Origin of the sequence: Myxococcus sp. AB025B, assembly GCF_006518215.1 — a bacterium.
Lineage (GTDB): Bacteria > Myxococcota > Myxococcia > Myxococcales > Myxococcaceae > Myxococcus > Myxococcus fulvus.
The window spans coordinates 1-17,411 of sequence record NZ_SRLW01000077.1; the positions used below are offsets into that span (position 1 = coordinate 1).

The 17,411-nt window shown below is 70.7% G+C and carries 15 protein-coding genes; 10 read left to right on the forward strand and 5 right to left on the reverse strand.

Annotation, left to right across the window (positions count from 1 at the left end):
- Positions 1-392 precede the first annotated feature (392 nt).
- Positions 393-1,730 carry a M24 family metallopeptidase gene (locus tag FL311_RS15210; RefSeq protein WP_141325867.1) on the forward strand — a complete coding sequence of 446 codons (1,338 nt, stop codon included), beginning with the start codon at positions 393-395 and terminating at the stop codon, positions 1,728-1,730.
- A 9-nt stretch (positions 1,731-1,739) separates the two neighbouring features.
- On the opposite strand, the gene FL311_RS15215 is transcribed toward FL311_RS15210, so the two are convergent.
- On the reverse strand, positions 1,740-2,642 hold the full coding sequence (locus FL311_RS15215; protein ID WP_141325868.1) for a hypothetical protein: 903 nt from the start codon (positions 2,640-2,642) through the stop codon (positions 1,740-1,742).
- A gap of 163 nt (positions 2,643-2,805) precedes the next feature.
- The gene (gene rtcR, locus FL311_RS15220; protein WP_141325869.1) at positions 2,806-4,428 is read right to left on the reverse strand and encodes an RNA repair transcriptional activator RtcR; all 1,623 of its coding nucleotides are present in this window, start codon (positions 4,426-4,428) and stop codon (positions 2,806-2,808) included.
- 145 nt (positions 4,429-4,573) lie between these two features.
- On the opposite strand from rtcR, the gene FL311_RS15225 reads away from it, so the two are divergent.
- A complete protein-coding gene (locus tag FL311_RS15225; RefSeq protein ID WP_141325870.1) occupies positions 4,574-5,809 on the forward strand; it encodes an RtcB family protein in 1,236 nt (411 codons plus the stop codon).
- A gap of 132 nt (positions 5,810-5,941) precedes the next feature.
- On the opposite strand, the gene FL311_RS15230 is transcribed toward FL311_RS15225, so the two are convergent.
- Positions 5,942-6,385, reverse strand: a complete 444-nt coding sequence (locus FL311_RS15230) for a hypothetical protein (protein ID WP_141325871.1) — start codon at positions 6,383-6,385, stop codon at positions 5,942-5,944.
- A gap of 233 nt (positions 6,386-6,618) precedes the next feature.
- On the opposite strand from FL311_RS15230, the gene rtcA reads away from it, so the two are divergent.
- Positions 6,619-7,635, forward strand: a complete 1,017-nt coding sequence (rtcA, locus tag FL311_RS15235) for an RNA 3'-terminal phosphate cyclase (protein WP_141325872.1) — start codon at positions 6,619-6,621, stop codon at positions 7,633-7,635.
- A 66-nt stretch (positions 7,636-7,701) separates the two neighbouring features.
- Here the strand turns inward: rtcA and FL311_RS15240 are convergent, their stop codons facing one another.
- Positions 7,702-9,945: a S41 family peptidase gene (locus tag FL311_RS15240; protein WP_141325873.1), complete on the reverse strand. Its 2,244-nt coding sequence runs from the start codon at positions 9,943-9,945 to the stop codon at positions 7,702-7,704.
- A gap of 740 nt (positions 9,946-10,685) precedes the next feature.
- Between FL311_RS15240 and mutM the strand changes: the two genes are divergently transcribed.
- The 3 genes from mutM (at position 10,686) to FL311_RS15255 (ending at position 13,262) form a co-directional block, all read left to right on the forward strand.
- Positions 10,686-11,540: a bifunctional DNA-formamidopyrimidine glycosylase/DNA-(apurinic or apyrimidinic site) lyase gene (mutM, locus tag FL311_RS15245; RefSeq protein WP_141325874.1), complete on the forward strand. Its 855-nt coding sequence runs from the start codon at positions 10,686-10,688 to the stop codon at positions 11,538-11,540.
- Positions 11,541-11,636: 96 nt separating this feature from the next.
- Entirely contained in the window at positions 11,637-11,879 is a 243-nt protein-coding gene (locus tag FL311_RS15250; protein WP_141325875.1) for a hypothetical protein, read from the forward strand.
- A gap of 9 nt (positions 11,880-11,888) precedes the next feature.
- Entirely contained in the window at positions 11,889-13,262 is a 1,374-nt protein-coding gene (locus tag FL311_RS15255) for a sigma-54 dependent transcriptional regulator (RefSeq protein WP_141325876.1), read from the forward strand.
- A 1-nt stretch (position 13,263) separates the two neighbouring features.
- On the opposite strand, the gene FL311_RS15260 is transcribed toward FL311_RS15255, so the two are convergent.
- Positions 13,264-13,977, reverse strand: coding sequence for a hypothetical protein (locus FL311_RS15260; RefSeq protein ID WP_141325877.1), 714 nt, complete (start codon positions 13,975-13,977; stop codon positions 13,264-13,266).
- 105 nt (positions 13,978-14,082) lie between these two features.
- Here FL311_RS15260 and FL311_RS15265 point away from each other — a divergent pair, with 105 nt between their 5' ends.
- From FL311_RS15265 to ruvA, 4 genes are read left to right on the forward strand one after another with little or no spacing between them, the layout of a single operon-like run.
- On the forward strand, positions 14,083-15,207 hold the full coding sequence (locus FL311_RS15265; RefSeq protein WP_141325878.1) for a PleD family two-component system response regulator: 1,125 nt from the start codon (positions 14,083-14,085) through the stop codon (positions 15,205-15,207).
- A 49-nt stretch (positions 15,208-15,256) separates the two neighbouring features.
- On the forward strand, positions 15,257-16,006 hold the full coding sequence (locus FL311_RS15270; RefSeq protein WP_141325879.1) for a YebC/PmpR family DNA-binding transcriptional regulator: 750 nt from the start codon (positions 15,257-15,259) through the stop codon (positions 16,004-16,006).
- 23 nt (positions 16,007-16,029) lie between these two features.
- A complete protein-coding gene (gene ruvC, locus FL311_RS15275) occupies positions 16,030-16,605 on the forward strand; it encodes a crossover junction endodeoxyribonuclease RuvC (protein ID WP_141325880.1) in 576 nt (191 codons plus the stop codon).
- Complete coding sequence (gene ruvA / locus FL311_RS15280) at positions 16,602-17,210, forward strand: Holliday junction branch migration protein RuvA (RefSeq protein WP_141325881.1); 609 nt, start codon at positions 16,602-16,604, stop codon at positions 17,208-17,210. Before ruvC ends, ruvA begins: the two co-directional genes overlap by 4 nt.
- Positions 17,211-17,411: the final 201 nt, after the last annotated feature.

Consider the following 17,411-nt stretch of genomic DNA (forward strand, 5'->3'; position numbering starts at 1 on the left):
GTGCCGGGGGGGCGCTTCTTCTGAAGAGGATGAGCCGCAGCGGGAGGCGCGTGACGCGGAGCTCCTGCTGGACGACGACCTGGATTTCCAGATCGCCAGCTACTGAGATTTTGGCGCGAGGGTTTGGGAGCGCTTCACACGGGCAGGCGGCGTCGGGGGACGACCGTCGCCTCTGACGGATGGCGTCGTGAAGGTGGGGGAGACGACGCGAATGACTCCAGGTCGTGGGGGGGCGTCATCCGGGAGGGCCTGCGTGGTGCGTGGTGGAGGAAGGGGCAGTCCGCGCCCCAGGTCCTCCGCCTCCGGAGTCTCCAAGGGCTCCGGAGGTGGGGGACTTCGGTGAGTGCCGTCTGAGCGATAGGGTGTGGCTCCTGCTCGACTCGGAGTCCCCAATGACCCTGCTGAAGTGGGCGGCCCTGCCGCTCCTGTTGTTGTCCGCGTGTTCGACGTCCCGGTGTGCCCAGGCCCGGGACGAGAAGCCCCGGCTGTTGCCCATGTCCCAGCAGATTGCGCTGCGGGAGGGCTGGCTGCGGAAGCGCCACGACATGTTGCTGGAGATGATGCGCCGCCATGGCGTGGGCATGTGGATTGTCGTCAACGAGGAGTTCCATGACGACCCGCTGACGCAGTACGTGGCGCCGCCGCGCCCGTACGCTGGCAACCGGGACGTCTTCGTCTTCGTGGACGCGGGGGCCGAGGGGCTGCGGCGCGTGGCGCTGACGGGCTACGCGGAGGAGGCGGTGCTCCAGTTCTTCGAGACGCCCGAGGAGGGCAAGTCCGGCCCGGAGTTCCTGGCGGAGCTGGACGCGCGCCACCAGCCGAAGGCGATTGCGCTGGGCATCGACGGCAAGCGGGGCGTGACGCGCAGCCTGACGCGGGACGGGTATGCGTGGATTCTGGAGGCGCTCGGGCCGAAGGCGGAGGCGCGCTTCGTGAGCGCGGCGCCGCTCATCGAGGAGTACCTGGACACGCGGCTGCCCGAGGAGTGGGAGCACTACCAGGGGCTGGTGGAGCTGACGGACGAGGTGGTGAAGGAGGCCTTCTCGTCGAAGGTGGTGGTGCCGGGGAAGACGACGGTGGGGGACATCCGCCGGTGGCTCTACGACAGGCTGTGGGCGCTGGGCGTGAGCACGTGGTTCCAGCCGGACATGCGCGTGCAGCGCAAGGGCGGGGTGAACTCCAAGTCGCGCGGCTTCCTCGCGGTGACGAAGGAGGAGGTCGTCATCGAGCGTGGGGACCTCATCCACGTGGACTTCGGCATCAGCTACCTGGGGCTGCACACCGACTGGCAGAAGATGGCCTATGTGCTGCGCGAGGGGGAGACGGACGCGCCCCAGGGCTTGAAGCAGGCGCTGGCGAACACGAACACGCTCCAGGATGTGTTGATGCTGGAGGCGTCCCGGCCGGGGCGCTCGTCGGCGGATGTGTATGACGCGACGATGGCGAGGATGGACGAGCTTGGCATCACGGCGCAGGTCTACAGCCATCCGCTGGGCAACCAGGGCCACGCGCTGGGCGCGTCCATCGACTTCCGCTCGGCGACGCGCAAGGAGGCGCCGAAGCTGCTGCGCGAGGGCTCGTACATCGCCATCGAGCTCAACACGTCCACGCCGGTGCCGGAGTGGGACGGGCAGAAGGTCGCGGTGATGGAGGAGGACCCGGCCTATCTCACGCAGGAGGGCTGGAAGTTCTTCGTGCCCCGGCAGGAGGCCTTCTACCTCATCAAGTAGCGGGCCCTGTCAGAAGCCGACGCCGAGCCCCAGGCCCAGCGCCCACATCCGTGACGCGCTGGGCGCGGGGTGGGCCCGAGGGTCGCCCAGGTCGATGCGCACGCCCGCGCGGGCGAAGGCGGGCCCCAGGCGGACCCGGACGAAGGGCTCCAGCGAGACACGGGAGTCCTCGCCGTCCCAGGTCGCCTCGGTGAGGCGGGGCGTGACGACCTGCACCCGCGCGCCGGGCTCCAGCATGCCGAGCCCGAGCGCGGCCTCCAGGCTGGCCTGCGCGACGAAGTGCGTGTCCCTCGCGGTGCGGGAGACGGGGATGAGCATTCCCAGGGCCACGTCCGCGCGGAGCTGGATGCCGGGCAGGTCCAGGCCCACGGCCATGGGCAGCACGACGGAGGTGGTGTCGAGCGCCCACAGCCACGGGTCCGCGAGCCCGCGCACCGCGGCGGCGGTGGTGTAGTTGGCGTCTTGTGTCTCCGGCCTGCGCGCGTCGAGCTTGTCGGCGTCCTGATGGCGGGCCAGGGGCACGGCGACGCCCACGCCCATGCGCACGAAGACGGCGTCATCGACGAAGGCGCGGACGTTGTGCAGGCCGACGAGCAGGTTGGAGGAGCCCAGGTGGCTCCTGCGTCCCTCGATGGCGCCGGCGGGGTCCACCGAGGTGTAGGGCAGTCCCCAGTCGAGCCGGAGCTGCGAGTGCTCGGAGAGCCGGAAGCCGGCGGCGAGCATGGGCGAGGCATGTCGGGTGGAGACCTGCCGCAGCCGAGGCGCGGAGGAGAGGGTGACGGACGTGGCGAGGAAGTTGTCCGGCTCCCGCACCTGCGCTTCCACGCGCTGTCCCAGCAGGAGGAGGACGATGGCGATGAGCCACGTGCCTGTCCGGCGACAGGAGTCGAGGTGGAGCTGCGGCGTGGACATGGCGGTGCTTTCGTGTCGAAGGTCCGTCCGGCTCACGGCCCCCCATTGCCTTCAACACCGATGAAGACGCGCTCCGTCACCGTCCTTTGCGTGGCCCGTGCTTTTTCCGGCGGGTCGACTCCAACGGTCGTGGAAACCCCCGAGGGCCACCAGCCGCGTCGAGTCAGCTCACATCGGCCCAGGTCAGGCCGAAGCGCGCCAGGTACTTCTTCAGTCGGTCCGCGTCGTTGACGCTCGACTTGCGAGCACGGGACTGAGCGAACAGCACGCGCCCGGCCTCCGAGAGCGAGCGGCTTCCCTGGCACACGCCCAACACGTCCGCGAGCTGCACGCGGTCGAACCGGTCCAGCTCCGAGGCGAGCTCTTCACCGAGCACCTCCGCGACCCGGTCCTCGCCGCTCGTGGAGGACACAGGGCCCGGGCGAGTACTGCCTGTCCGCCACTGCGCGCGCAGGCGCTCCAGCTCCTCGTCCACGACCTCGCGGGTGATGCGCCCCCCGGGCGCGAGCGTGGCCATGCGCAGCACCGCGGCGTTGAGGTCCCGGAAGTTGCCCGACCAGCGCGCATCGGGCGAGGTGGCGAAGCGCAGGAAGCGCTCCTGGGCCTCCTTGTTCAGTGTGATGCGCGCGCCCATCGCCTCCGAGGCCCGGTCCAGCTCGTAGAGCAGGTTCGGCGGGATGTCCTCGGGGCGCTCACGCAGAGCGGGCAGTCGGAAGGTCCACAGGTTGATGCGCGCGAGCAGGTCCTCGCGGAAGCGCCCGCGCTCCACCTCGGTCTGCAAGTCCCGGTTGGTGCCGGCGATGAGCTGGAAGTCGCTCTCCACCTCCTTGTCCGAGCCCACCGGCAGGAACCGCTTGTCCTCCAGCGCGCGCAGCAGCATCGCCTGCTCGTCGGCCCCCAGCTCCCCAATCTCGTCGAGGAACAGCACCCCGCCATTCGCCTGACGCAAGAGTCCAGGCCGGTCCTGCAGCGCGCCGGTGAACGAGCCCTTCACATGTCCGAAGAGCGCGGACATGGCGCCGTCACCGCGCAGCGTGGCGCAGTTGAGGTCCACGAACGGTCCGCTCACCGTGCCGCGAGACTTCTTCAGTGTGTAGACGCGGCGCGCGAGCTGCGACTTGCCCGCGCCCGTGGGACCGGTGATGAGCAGCGGCGCGCGCGAGTGGCTCGCCACCTGTTCGATGCGCTCGATGAGGTGGTTGAACGCCGCGTTGCGCGTGTCGATACCCGCCTTGAGGTACGACAGTCCCTCGCGCTGCTCACGCTGGAAGCGCGCCGCCAGCGTGTCGTAGCGCGACAGGTCCAGGTCGATGAGCGTGTTCGTCCCCGCGCCCGCCTTGTCCCGAGGGTCCGGCGACAGCTGCACCAGCCGCCCCGGAATCAGCCGGCTCTCCACCAACAGGAACATCGAGATCTGCGCGATGTGCGTGCCCGTGGTGATGTGGACGAGGTAGTCCTCCTCCTCGGGGTTGAAGCTGTACCCGCGCACGTAGTCGAGCAGCGCGCCGTACGTCTCCTCCAGGTCCCATGGGTTGCGGATGTCCAGCAGCGTGGTGCGCACCGTGGTCTCCGGCGACACCTGCCGGATGTCCGCCACCACCGTCGCCGCAATCTGCGTGGCCGCTGGCGGGTGCAACAGCTCCAGCCGGTGCACCACCAGGTCCTCCTGCTGACACAGCGCCACCGTGGGCCGCCACTTCATCCACCGGTTCGGGCCCTGCCCCGTGTCGAGCGTCGTCCCGAGCATGCCCAGGACCACCGTCTGTCGTGCGCGCTTCTTCGCCATCAGGATAGGACTTTATCCGAAGAGATACGCCACACCAGGGTCCACCGGGCGCTCCCCTCTGGAGCGGGCCTGGCACGCCGGCTGCTCTAGGTCCCTGCGTGCCCGGGAAACAGAGCCCAGGGCGAACGACCGAAAGGTGAAGGCCATGGAGCGCAACAAGGTGAACTACGAGGTGCTGTCGGACGAGGCGGGTCGCCCCATCAAGTCGTGGACCGTGGGCGTGCCGTTCGAGGACGAGGCCAAGAAGCAGCTCCGTAACCTCCGTGGCCTGCCCTTCATCCACAAGTGGATCGCCGCGATGCCGGACGTGCACCGTGGGTTCGGCGCGACGGTCGGCAGCGTGGTCCCGACGGTGGGCGCGGTGGTGCCGGCTGCGGTGGGGGTGGACATCGGGTGCGGAATGATCGCGGTGCGCACGACGATGCGCGCGGATCAGCTCCCCGACTCGCTGCGTGGGGTGCGCTCGGCCATCGAGCGGGCGGTGCCGCATGGCCGCTCGGACAACGGCGGCCGTAACGACGTGGGTGCGTGGCGCGTGGCTCCGGCCTCCCACCAGAAGGAGTGGGCGCGTCTGATGGAGGGGTATGACCGCATCGTCGCCAGGCACCCTCGCATCGGCCGTGGGCCGGACCTGGGACACCTGGGGACGCTCGGCACGGGAAACCACTTCATCGAGCTGTGCCTGGACGAGTCGGATGGCGTGTGGCTGATGTTGCACTCCGGTTCGCGCGGCGTGGGCAACCGCATCGGAAGCCACTTCATCGAGCTGGCGAAGGAGGACATGCGCCGCTGGTACATCCACCTGCCCGACGCGGACCTGGCGTACCTGCCCGAGGGCTCCGAGCACTTCGATGACTACGTCTTCGCGGTGAGCTGGGCGCAGGACTACGCGGCGACCAACCGCGAGCTGATGCTGCGTGGCGCAATCGAGGCCCTGCAGCTGAGCGGTGAGCTGCCTCCGTTCGAGCTGTCCGACGCGGCGGTGAACTGCCACCACAACTACGTGGCGCGTGAGCACCACTTCGGGAAGAACTGCTTCGTGACGCGCAAGGGCGCGGTGCGGGCGCGCGAGGGTGACCTCGGCATCATCCCCGGCAGCATGGGGGCGCGCTCGTTCATCGTCCGCGGGAAGGGGAACGCGGACAGCTTCCATTCCTGCAGCCACGGCGCGGGCCGGGTGATGTCGCGTGAGGCGGCGAAGAAGCGCTTCACGCTGGAGGACCACGCGAAGGCGACCGCGGGCGTCGAGTGCCGGAAGGACGCCGAGGTGATTGACGAGACGCCGGCGGCGTACAAGCCCATCGACGCGGTGATGGCGGCGCAGTCGGACCTGGTCGATGTGGTCCACACGCTCAAGCAGGTCGTCTGCGTGAAGGGATAGGCGCCCCCCCCCCGACTCCTGCACGCGAGGTGACCATGCCGGGATGACGACATCGAGGCGCCCGCTCCCCCCAAGAGGCCGCAAGGCCGCCAGAGTGGGGGAGCGGGCGCCGCTATTTCAGGGCAGGGCGCTTCAGCGCGAGCGGCCCTGACACCAGCCGGAGGAGCTGCACGTGCGCATGCCGTCGCACTGACAGGCGCTCCAGCAGCGGTTGGAGCCGCCCGGGTTCCAGGCCTCGTTCCAGTAGTAGCTGGGGCTGGTGCAGCTCACGGCGGGGCGCGCGGTGCCCTGGCACCACCCGGCGGAGCTGCAGGTGCGCATGCCGTCACATTGGCAGCTGTTGGTGCACCGGTTGGGGCCGCGCGGGTTGCGGGCTTCGTCCCAGTAGTAGTTGTAGAACTGGCACTGCGACTGCTCCTGGGACGTCACCTCCAGCGCGGCGTCCTCGGGCGGAGCGGACTGCGTCTCCTGGGCGGGCGCCTCCAGGGCGTCCGGGCCGCACGCGGACGTGAGGACCATGAGCAGCGCCGCGAGGGGGACCATCAGATTGCGAGCAATGAGACTGCGAGAGACCACGACTGCCTCCAATGCAAGACACGCTTCCGGAGTGCGAGCCTCGGAAGCGCAGCTCGTGTAAGGCCTGGCGGAGGTGCGCGGTGGCTTTTCTGGAGGAGCGCTGGGTTGTGGATGCTTCGGGTGTTGACTGACACCGCGCGTGGCCGATAGCGGGCCAGGGTGCGGGGCGTGCTCGCGCATGTCAGATTGCGCGGGTGGGGCCGTGAGGCGTGGGAAGACGGGAGAGACGAGACATGCTGCGCATCGATGGTTCCAAGGGAGAGGGCGGCGGCCAGGTGCTGCGCACGTCGCTGGCGTTGTCGCTGGTGACGGGGACGCCGTTCACGATGACGAACATCCGCGCGGGCCGCGCGAAGCCGGGCCTGTTGCGACAGCACCTGATGGCGGTGAAGGCGGCCGAGGCGGTGGGCGCGGCGGAGGTGTCCGGCGCGGAGCTGGGCTCGCGCGAGCTCACGTTCCATCCGCGCGCCCTGGCCGCGGGCAACTACCACTTCGCGGTGGGCACGGCGGGCAGCGCGACACTGGTGTTGCAGACGGTGTTGCCCGCGCTGCTGGCCGCGAAGGAGCCGTCCACGCTGATGCTCGAGGGCGGGACGCACAACCCGGCGGCGCCGCCGTTCGACTTCCTGGCGCGCGCCTACCTGCCGCTGTTGCGGCGCATGGGCGCGGACGTGACGGCGACGCTGGACCGGCCCGGCTTCTTCCCGGCGGGCGGCGGGAAGTTCCGCGTGGACGTGCGGCCCCAGGCCTTGAAGCCGCTCTCGCTGATGTCGCGTGGGCGGGTGCTGCGCCGCGAGGCGAAGGCGGTGGTGTCGATGATTCCCTTCGACGTGGCGAAGCGCGAGCTGGAGACGGTGGGCTCGCTCCTGGAGCTGCGTCCCGACCAGCTCCGTCCGGAGGAGTTGAAGCGCGGTCAGGGGCCCGGCAACGCGCTCGTGGTGGAGGTGGAGAGCGAGCACGTGACGGAGGTCTTCACGGGCTTCGGGGAGCGAGGCAAGCGCGCGGAGACGGTGGCGGAGGAGGTGGCCGCCGAGGTGAAGCGCTACCTGAACGCGGAGGTGCCCGTGGGCGAGCACCTGTGTGACCAGTTGCTGCTCTTGTGCGCGCTCGCGCGGGGCGGGGAGTTCCGCACGCTGCCCCTGGATGGACACGCGCTGACGCAGCTCGAGACGATGGCGCACTTCCTGGATGTGAAGGTCAACGTGGGCGAGGTGGACCGCGACGTTCGCGACGTGGTGGTCCGCGGCTGATTCGCGCGCCGCTGGGGCTCCAGGCCCGTGTGTCACCTGGAGCCCTCGGCGTTCACCGTGTCGTCGTCACTGGCCGGTGTGCAGGAACTGGATGGCGCGCAGCAGCTCCGGGTCGGTCCCGTGGGCGATGTCCTGGAGGGTGGGCGCCACCTCGATGTGCGGGACGATGCCCACACCGTGGAAGCGGGACTGGTCGGGGAAGAGAATCCCCATGCCGGTGAAGCTGACGGCCACCTGCCCGGGCAACAGCAGTCGGGTGACGTTGCCGTTCGTCCCCGCGCTGCGCCGGCCAATCACCGTCACGCGCTGGGCGCCGGTCATCATGATGCTGAAGTTCTCCGCGGCCGACACCGTGCGAGGGCCGACGAGCAGGACGATGGGGCCCGCGTAGGACGGGTTCGTCAACGGCTGCCGAGTGTGGCCGGAGTCCCAGGTCTCGAAGTGGTCGGGGCCGACCCAGATGGGATAGCGAAAGACGGGCGTGCGGAACGGCGTGGGGATGAGCCGGTCCGCGACCTCGTAGTGGCTGATGCCCGGATAGCCGCGCATGTCTACCACCAGCCCGCTCGCGCCCTGCGCCGTGGTGAGCGCCGCGCGGAGGGCGTCCGACGAGGTGAGCACCTCGCTCGCCAGGTTGAGGTAGTGCAGGTTCGGAGCGCCCAGGTCCGCGAGGCTGCCCGCGGGCCTCAGTGAGGGAGGACCGCTCACCTGGTTGAGCAGCTCCACCGGCTGGGGCTGGACCTGGACGACGCGCGTGGTGCCGTCCATGGCACGCAGACCGACATCCATTGGGGCATTCATGATGAGGAGCCGGCGGATGGCCACGTCATGCAGGTAGCCCGGCGTGGCGGCCGAGGCGTGGGCCTGCTCCTCGGCGAGCCACTCCGACATGGGCGTGCCGTTGATGCTCACGAGCGTGTCACCGGCTTGCAGCGTCGGGAGCGCGGAGCGGCGGATGATGGGCTGCCCCTGCACCTCCTCCAGGGAGACGGGGAAGAAGCCCGCTGGCGGGGGACCTCCGTACAGGGTGACAAAGCCGTGGCCGTCCTTCAGGACCTCGTTGAAGCGCAGCAGCAGCCGACGGAGCTGGTCGCGCTGGGTGACGGGTGTGGAGTCCACGCGGGCCAGTGTCTCCAGCAGGCGCCCGTCGATGCCGTCTCCCACGATGTCGAAGTAGGGATAGAACAGACGGGTGGCGCCGTGGAGGGTGAGCAGGTCCGCGCGGGCGATGGCCGACGAGGCGGCGATGGGCGGGACGGCCTCGAGGGAGATGCGCTCGGGCGGCGCGTTGCGGACGACGGGCGCGGTCCGGTCCACGGGGGGCGGAGCGCCGAGCCAGGATGTGAGCTGGAGGGATTGCTCCGACGGGAGCGCCTCGGCGCTCAGCGCGCTCATGCCGAGGGCGGCGAGCGACAGGTCCGCGGGGATGACGTCCGGAATCGGGCCCTGGGCATCCTCGAGGCGCGTGGTGCGCACGAGCAGTCCTCGGGTGCTCACCGGCATCCACTTCGACTCGGCGACGGCCGCGTGGATGGGCGCGCCGATGAGCCAGGCCCGTCCGGCCATGCGCAGGTCCGCCGCGAAGCGCGCCGTGGCCGGGGCGAGCGCCGTCTCCGTCAGCAACGCGACGGGGAGCTGTGCCTGGCCCGTGGCGGCGTGGGGTGGTTGCGCCAGCCGGTCGATGTAGTTGCCATAGACGTTGTAGGGCGTCGTCTCGTCCAGCATCCCCACGTGTGCGCGTACGAGCCCGGCCAGGCGCTCGACGGGGGTGGTGCTGATGGCGCCGATGGCCCGGGCCAGGGCCTCTTCCAGTCCAGGGGCGGCGGGCAGTCCGCGCAGGTCGATGATGGCCGCGCGAGCGTGACGCGGGATGCGCAGCTCACCGGTGCCGGGACGGATGAACGCGATGGGGCCCACGGTGAGGACGCGGGCCCTGGGCAGCGTCTTGCTGGTGACGTCGAGGGCACAGACACCCTCCATGGTGCTGGCGTAGTGGCGGGTAGCCTCGGCCCAGTCCACGGTGCTTCCCTCCAGGGCCATGACCAGGGACAGGTCCGCGTCGGTGTAGCTGGGGCCCACGCCGAAGAAGCGGACCTGCCCGTGCGCGGCGGCCATGGCGACGGGGGCTGGCTGCGTCGCCGCGGGGCCGGCCCGGCCGAAGTCACACCATTCCTCGGGCGGTGGGAACTGGGATTGCGCGCCCGCGCTTCCACCCAGCAACGGGAGCAGTCCCGCGGCGAGCAGGGGATGACGGCGCGCACGACGAGCCCACGAGGTGCCGCGCGCGGCGCCCTTCTGAACGAACGACATGTCTCGGAAGACCTCCAGACCCGGCCAGGATGGCTCATCAGGTCGGTCGGGAAACGCCACGCCGCGCGGCGCGATATCGCCGGGGATTCTTCGTCACTTCACGCGGAAACTATTCCCGAGCGCGCGTGTGGCATTGTCGAATCAAAGGCAGTGCCCCGAGACTCGGCTGGGGTGGAGTGACCTCACGTGGCGCGCCCCTCTGCGTGCAGGGCGCGGTGCCCCGTGACAGGGCATGTCGGCCAAGGCCCCGGAGCCCTGAAGCACAATCCGTTCTCCGTGCTTGGCACCCTCCAGCTCAACGGAGGAAGAAGCAGACACAGCCTTCATCCCGCATGAGAGGGAAGGAGCTCCCTTGGTGCACCTCGTGCTCATGTGTTTCGACAGGTCGTGATGGTTCGAGATGCAGGGCGAAGGATGCCCTGCGCGGCGGAGCCCGGCTTCCTGGGGGCATCGCGAGTTGGTGTCGCTTCAGGTCAGTGCACGACAGCGCGGGACCGAGCGGGTACGTCGTCTCCAAGAATGGACTCCGTACGCACGGTCGCTCGGGAACGCCGAAGTGCCGCCGGGCTTGCGTCTCAGTGTCTCCTCGCGGTCTCACTGTCCGCGAGCGTCGGCGAGCACCCGCACCGCCCCCGCTTCGTCTGGCGGGACTCCGAGCGGGCGTGTTGGGGCCCATGTCGGGTGACTGGCACGGCGCCTCCCTCGCACGACAGTAAAGAGGACGGAGGTCGTGAGACGGGATGGCCGAGGTTCCCGAAGTCGAAATCATCACGCGTGACCTGCGGCAGGCGGTCCTCGGCCGGCGTATCGCCGACGTCGAGGTGTTCGCGCCCGCGGCGGTCCGCTTCCCCTCTCCGGAGGATTTCGTCACGGCGCTCCGGGGTCGACGAATCGTCGACGCACGTCGACGGGCCAAGTTCATCCTGTTGGGGCTCGATGACGGACAGACGCTCGCCCTCCATTTCATGCTCTGGGGCGAGCTGTCATTGCGGCCAGGCGGCGCGGAGCGCCCCTCCGAGACGCTCGTCGTCCTGACGTTGGAGGACGGCGAGGCGCTCCATCTCACGGACACGCTGGGCTACGCGCGCGTGGCGGTGGGGCCCACGGCGGAGCTGTCCGCGAGGCTGAAGCTCGAGGAGCTGGGGCCGGAGGTGCTCGACACGGCCTTCACGCCCGAGTTGCTCGCGCGCCGTCTCGGTCGGCGCAGGAGCCCGCTCAAGACGGTACTGCTCAACCAGCGCATCATCGCCGGGCTGGGCAACCGCGACGCGGACGAGAGCCTGTGGCGCGCGGGACTCGACCCACGGCGTCTGGTGACCTCGCTGTCTCGCGACGAGGTGTCACGGCTGCACCAGGCGATGCGGACCGTGCTCGAGGAGGGGCTCGCGCTGCGAGGCACGCAGCGGGATTTGTTCGGCGTGAAGGGCCAGGCGAAACACCGGCGCAACGTCTTCGAGCGCACCGGCGCCCCCTGTCCGAGCTGCGCCACCCCCATCTCCCACGAGCGCGTCGGCGGGAGGAACACGCACTGGTGTCCCCGCTGTCAGCCCGAGGAGGGCACCGCCACGGGGCCGACCCAGGGCGTCCTCTGGTAGGGCGCCCATCGCCTGGGCTTCTCGCGCATGGCAGCAGGGCTTGTCCCCGGCACGCCCCCGCTGCGCTTCCCGCCGCCACGCTGTTATGAAGTGGCTGTGTCCGACGTCCCCGCGCCCGCACCGTCCGAGCTCGACTCCGCGCTGGCCCGCGCCAGTGAGGAGCTGGGCTTTCCCAGCTACTACCAATCCTGTGTGCGCCCGCTGCTGCGCAACCCGGAGGGCCGCTGGCCCCGCTGCTGTGGCGGCGGCTGCGAGCCATGCGCCCAGACACTCATCCAGGTGGCCATGAGGACCCTGGAGCTCCTGGGCACTCCGCGCCAGGCGCCCCTGCCGGACTGAGCGCCCATCATGGCCCCCGCCCAGCCGCTGCTGCTCGTCGACGACGACGCCGCCTTCCGCAAGGTCTACGGCCGCCTGCTGCGTGACGCGGGCTACGAAGTGGTGGAGGCCGGCGACCGTCCCTCCGCCCGCGCCGCCTTCGACGCGCGCGACTTCCCCCTGGTCCTGCTGGACTTGATGCTGCCGCCGGATGGCAGCGTCTCCGCGGGCCTGGAGGGACTGGCCGCGCTGCTCGATGCGCGACCCGGCGCCAAGGTCATCGTCGTCTCCGGCGCGGGCGACACCCGCCACTCGCTCGAGGCCATCCGCCTGGGCGCGCATGACTTCCTCACCAAGCCGGTGGACCCGGACGTGCTGCTCGTCGTCGTGCAGCGCGCGCTCGCCCGCGTGACGCTGGAGCGGCGCGTGGAGACGCTGCGCACGTCCCTGGAGCGCGCCTCGGCGGACGCGGCGATGGTGGGGCAGAGCGCCGCGTTCCTCGCCGCCGTGTCGCTGGCCGAGCGCGTGGCCGCCAGTGATTTGCCTGTCCTCGTCACGGGCGAGAACGGCACGGGCAAGGAGCTGCTCGCGCGCACCGTGCACCTCAAGAGCCGCCGCCACGCGGGGCCCTTCATCCCGGTCAACTGCGGCGCGCTGCCGGAGACGCTGCTGGAGAGCGCGCTCTTCGGCCACGTGAAGGGCAGCTTCACCGGCGCCACGAAGGACCACCGCGGACTCTTCGCGGAGGCGGACGGCGGCACGCTGTTCCTCGATGAGCTCGGGGACATGACGCCCTCGCTCCAGGTCAAGGTGCTGCGCGCGCTGGAGACCGGAGACCTCCTGCCCGTGGGCGCGGACCGCCCCGTCCACGTGGACGTGCGCCTCGTCACGGCGACGCATCGTGACCTGGGCCGCATGCTCCAGGAGGGCACCTTCCGCGAGGACCTCTACTGGCGCGTCAAGGGCGTGGAGGTCCGCCTGCCGCCGCTGCGCGAGCGCGCCTCCGACCTGCCGCTGCTCGCCAAGCACTTCCTCAACCAGTGCGCGCACCTGTGTCCGGATGGCCGGGCGCGGCTGCTCTCGGACGCCGCCGCGGAGGCGCTCGCCGCGCACGCGTGGCCCGGCAACCTGCGCGAGCTGCGCCACGAGATGCAGCGCGCGTCCGTGCTGGCCGGAGAGCGCCGCGAGCTCCAGCCCGAGGACCTTTCCTTCACCGGCAGCGAGCGGCCACGCGCGAGCACGTCGGGCGGCACCACCCTGGCCGCGAAGGTGGAGGCGCTGGAGCGGCGCGAAATCGAGAGCGCGCTGGAGCGCTGTCACAACAACCGCACGCACACCGCGGAGGCGCTCGGCCTGTCGCGGCAGGGGCTGCTCAAGAAGCTGGAGCGCTACGGCCTGACGTGAGTCAGAACAGGCGCGCCCCCAGGCCCGCCTTCACGCCCCAGCCCAGGCGCGTGTCGGAGAGGCCCACGCGCTCGCGGAAGGTCTCCAGGCCCAGCTGCCCCGCGAGCAGGATGGACACGTCGTTGCCCAGGTACACCTCCACGCCTCCGCCGCCGAGCACCTGCGCGCGCCGCGACTCGGACTTGGACAGGCCCACGTCCACCGGCACGTCGACCAGTCCCAGGAGCGTCACCGTCTCCGCCACCCGCCAGCCCACCACCAGCCCGGGCGACAGGCGCAAGAGCACGCCCGAGAAGTTCTGGTCGTCCATGTACGTGGAGCCGGAGTTGAGCACCACGCCCAGCCCCAGCGTGGGCGCCATGGACACCGTGCCGTTGTCCATCACCTTCACCCGGCCCACCAGCTCCAGCGCCGCGGACAGCTGGAACCAGTTGAAGCGCGCCCGCGCCTCCAGCTCCAGCAACGACAGTCCCTGTCGGAAGCCCACGCCCAGCTCCGGCGCGCCCGCGTAGCCGTACACCGCCGTCACCCCGGCCGGCAGCGTCGCCGGCGCAATCACCGCGCCCAGCCGGTCCTCCGCGGACTCCATCGCCGTCTGCTCCACCTGGACGGCGCCCGCCTCCCCGGGTTGCGCGGGAGAGGCCTGCTGGGCAAAGGCGGCGGAGGCCAGGAGCAGTGTGGACACCAGGACGGAGCGAGGGCTCGAGCGCGTCATGCCGCGCACCCTACCGCGCCAGGGGGGTGACGGAAACTCAACGATTCCGGGGACTTGTGTCCAGGTTGCGAAGTTGTCGAACTTCGCTGGAATAATTCGTTATCCATGGCTGCCGCGCTTCCTCATCTCTCCGTGTCGAGCCCTTCCGAGGACCCGGTGCCCTCGGAGGTCGGCTCGCGCCGTCGCGGGGGGCGGAGCCGGGCGCGGGTGCTGCTGGTGGACTCGGACGCGCTCGCGCAGTCGGCGCTGGCGGCGGCCCTGGTGGAGGCGGGCTTCGAGGCGCTGCTGGTGGGCGACGTGCGAGGCGCGCTGGAGGCGCTGGCCTCGGAGGAGCCGTTGCCGCGGCTGGTCATCGCCGAGGCGGAGCTGCCGGACGGTGACGGCTTCAGCCTGTGCGGACAGCTCCGCGCGGACGCTCGCACCTCTCGCGTGCCGGTGTTGCTGCTGGCCCGGCGCGAGGAGGAGTTCCACCGGGACCTGGCCGCTGGCGTGGGCGCGGACGACTACCTGGCGCGGCCGGTGGACGTGGAGGACGTGGTGGCGCTGGCGAGGCTCAAGTCGGAGCGGGCCACGGGCGAGTCCACCTTCGAGTCCCACACCGCGCGGCTGCCGCTGACGAAGGTGACGCGGGCGCTGCTGTCGGGCGTGCGCTCCGGGAGGGTGGTGCTGGCGGAGGGCGAGGGCTGGTTCTCGTTCCGGCACGGGCTGGTGGTGGACGCCATGTTCCACGGCGTGCGCGGCAGCCTCGCGTTCCGGAGGATGCTGGGCTTCGCCCACGGCGACTACGCGGTGGCGCTGGGGCCGGAGTTGCACAAGGGCTCGTTCACCATGGACCGGGCCTACCTGTGCGAGACGGTATTGCCGGCGCTGGAGCGCTTCGAGGCGCTCAGGGCGCGCGGGCTGCCGCTGGCGTCGCGGCTCACGGTGGACTTCGCGAGGCTCGCGCGGGAGCTCTCCACGCTGCCCGAGGACGTGGGCGTGCTGGTGCGGCTGTTCGATGGACGACGCACGGTGCGCGCCGTGCTGCTCGAGTGCGACTTCCCGGAGGTGGTGACGTACGAGGCGGCCACGCGGCTGTTCGCGCTGGGCGTGCTCGTCCCGGCCTGTCTCATGGAGGAGCGCGAGCGCGGGGTGGGCTCGGGCGACGTGCCCGGCTTCTTCGAGCCCCTGCCCTCGGTGGAGCCCGGGGCCAGCGTGACGGACCCGGACGCGGACCGACGCGGGGTTTGACTCCGCGCCCCGGGCTGGGAGACAAGGCCGCCACGAGGCGACACCTTCCATGTCCGGTCACAATCGGTGGTCGAAGATCAAGCGCCAGAAGGCCGCGATGGGCGCGACCAAGGGCAAGCTCTATTCGAAGGTCATCAAGGAGATCACCGTCTCCGCGAGGCTCGGAGGAGGAGACCCCGCTGGCAACGCGCGCCTGCGCGTGGCGCTGGGCCTGGCCCGCGACGCCAACATCCCCAAGGACACCATCGAGCGCGCCATCAAGAAGGGCACCGGTGAGCTGGAGGGGGAGAGCTACGAAGAGGTGATGTACGAGGGCTACGGCCCCGGCGGCGCGGCCGTGCTCGTCGAGTGCGTCACCGACAACCGCAACCGCACCTCCGCGGACGTGCGCTCGGCGTTCGGCCGTCACGGCGGCAACCTGGGCGCCGAGGGCGCGGTGGCCTGGATGTTCCAGAAGAAGGGCGTCGTCACCGTCAAGCCGGGCCCCTCCGAGGACACGGTGCTGGAGAAGGCGCTGGAGGCGGGCGCCGAGGACGTGGTGCCCCAGGGCGCGGACGGCTTCGAGGTGCGCTGCGCGCCGGCGGACCTGCATACGGTGGCCACGGCCCTGGAATCAGGGGGCCTTCCGCTGGGCGAGCAGAAGTGGGTGTATCTGCCGCAGAATACGCTCCAGCTCGACGGCGACAACGCCAGGAAGATGCTCAAGCTGATGGATGCGCTCGACGAGAACGACGACGTGCAGAACGTGCACGCGAACTTCGAGATCGAGGAGTCCCTGATGGAGTCCTTGTCGCAGTAGCGGCGGGTGGAACGGAGTCAACGGTGCGCGTCCTCGGTGTGGACCCCGGCAGTCGCTTCATGGGCTACGGCGTGGTGGAAGAGAAGCGGGGCCGCCTGGTGCACGTGGGCCACGGCGTCATCAAGGTCGACGAGAGCGCGCCCCTGGCCTTCCGCCTGAAGGAGCTGCACGCGGCGCTCAGCGCCCAGCTGGCGCACTTCCGTCCGGCGGCGGTGGCCGTGGAGGGGGTGTTCACCTTCCGCAACGCGCGCAGCGCGCTGGTGCTGGGACACGCGCGCGGCGTGGCGCTGCTGGCGGCGGCCCAGGTGGCGCTGCCCGTCTTCGAGTACCCGCCCGCGAAGGTGAAGAAGTCGGTGGGCGCCGGCGGCGCGGACGGCAAGGACGCCGTGTCGCGCATGGTGAAGACGTTGCTGGGGCTGCAGGCGGTGGACCTGGGGCGCGCGGACGCGAGCGACGCCCTGGCCGTGGCGCTCTGCCACCTCAATCACGGCCGGTCCGCCATTCCCATGGCGGGCCCGACCACGAAGAAGCGCAAGGGCGCCGCGGCGCTGCTCGCGGACAGGCTGGCGCCGTCCTATCGGCGTCCGGAGGCGGGATGATTGCTCGGTTGCGGGGAGTGGTGCTGGAGAAGGACGCCGAGGACGCCGTCATCGACGTGCAGGGCGTGGGCTACCGGGTGAACCTCTCCACCCTGTCGCTGGGCAAGCTGCCCCCGGAAGGCCAGCCGGTGGAGGTGCGCATCCGCACCGTGGTGCGCGAGGACGCCTTCGAGCTGTTCGGCTTCCTCTCCAAGGCCGAGGAGGACGTCTTCCTGCTGCTCAACGGCGTCTCCCGCGTGGGCCCCCGCATGGCGCTGGGCGTGCTGTCCGGCATGGAGGTGCCGGAGCTGGTGGCGGCCCTGTCCCGCGGCGAGGTGGCCCGGCTGGCGAAGATCCACGGCGTCGGGAAGAAGACCGCCGAGCGGCTGGTGCTGGAGCTCAAGGACAAGATGAAGAACGTCCACCTGGAGGCGGTGTCCCGGGGCACCGCCCCCGCACCCGCCAGCGCCACCCAGTCCGACCTGGTCTCCGCCCTGCTCAACCTGGGCTACAAGCCCCCGCAGGCGGAGAAGGCCGCGGAGCTCGCCACCAGCCGGCTGGGCGCCGACGCTTCCTTCCAGGACCTGTTCCGCGAAGCCCTCAAGTCCCTCCGGGCAGGGGGCTGATGCCTTCCGGACAGCCTCGTCCCCGGGTGTAGCCGGGAGGCCAATTCAAGACCTCCCTGGACAGCCCGCACAACCGTTTCTCCTCTAAGAAATCGAAATGGTCCGAGGTCCGACGGGCCCGGTGTCCTCCGCGTGGCACCTGTTGGCCTACGTCGCAGCATGGCGGACACCCTGAGCCTCCCGGTTCCCTCGGTGAGTAGC

Coding starts and splice junctions, on each gene's coding strand:
- rtcA (WP_141325872.1), top strand. CDS start 6,619: ATGCTGCGCATCGATGGTTCCAAGGGAGAGGGCGGCGGCCAGGTGCTG.
- rtcR (WP_141325869.1), bottom strand. CDS start 4,428: ATGGCGAAGAAGCGCGCACGACAGACGGTGGTCCTGGGCATGCTCGGG.
- FL311_RS15225 (WP_141325870.1), top strand. CDS start 4,574: ATGGAGCGCAACAAGGTGAACTACGAGGTGCTGTCGGACGAGGCGGGT.
- FL311_RS15215 (WP_141325868.1), bottom strand. CDS start 2,642: ATGTCCACGCCGCAGCTCCACCTCGACTCCTGTCGCCGGACAGGCACG.
- FL311_RS15240 (WP_141325873.1), bottom strand. CDS start 9,945: ATGTCGTTCGTTCAGAAGGGCGCCGCGCGCGGCACCTCGTGGGCTCGT.
- ruvA (WP_141325881.1), top strand. CDS start 16,602: ATGATTGCTCGGTTGCGGGGAGTGGTGCTGGAGAAGGACGCCGAGGAC.
- FL311_RS15255 (WP_141325876.1), top strand. CDS start 11,889: ATGGCCCCCGCCCAGCCGCTGCTGCTCGTCGACGACGACGCCGCCTTC.
- FL311_RS15210 (WP_141325867.1), top strand. CDS start 393: ATGACCCTGCTGAAGTGGGCGGCCCTGCCGCTCCTGTTGTTGTCCGCG.
- FL311_RS15265 (WP_141325878.1), top strand. CDS start 14,083: ATGGCTGCCGCGCTTCCTCATCTCTCCGTGTCGAGCCCTTCCGAGGAC.
- FL311_RS15270 (WP_141325879.1), top strand. CDS start 15,257: ATGTCCGGTCACAATCGGTGGTCGAAGATCAAGCGCCAGAAGGCCGCG.
- mutM (WP_141325874.1), top strand. CDS start 10,686: ATGGCCGAGGTTCCCGAAGTCGAAATCATCACGCGTGACCTGCGGCAG.
- FL311_RS15260 (WP_141325877.1), bottom strand. CDS start 13,977: ATGACGCGCTCGAGCCCTCGCTCCGTCCTGGTGTCCACACTGCTCCTG.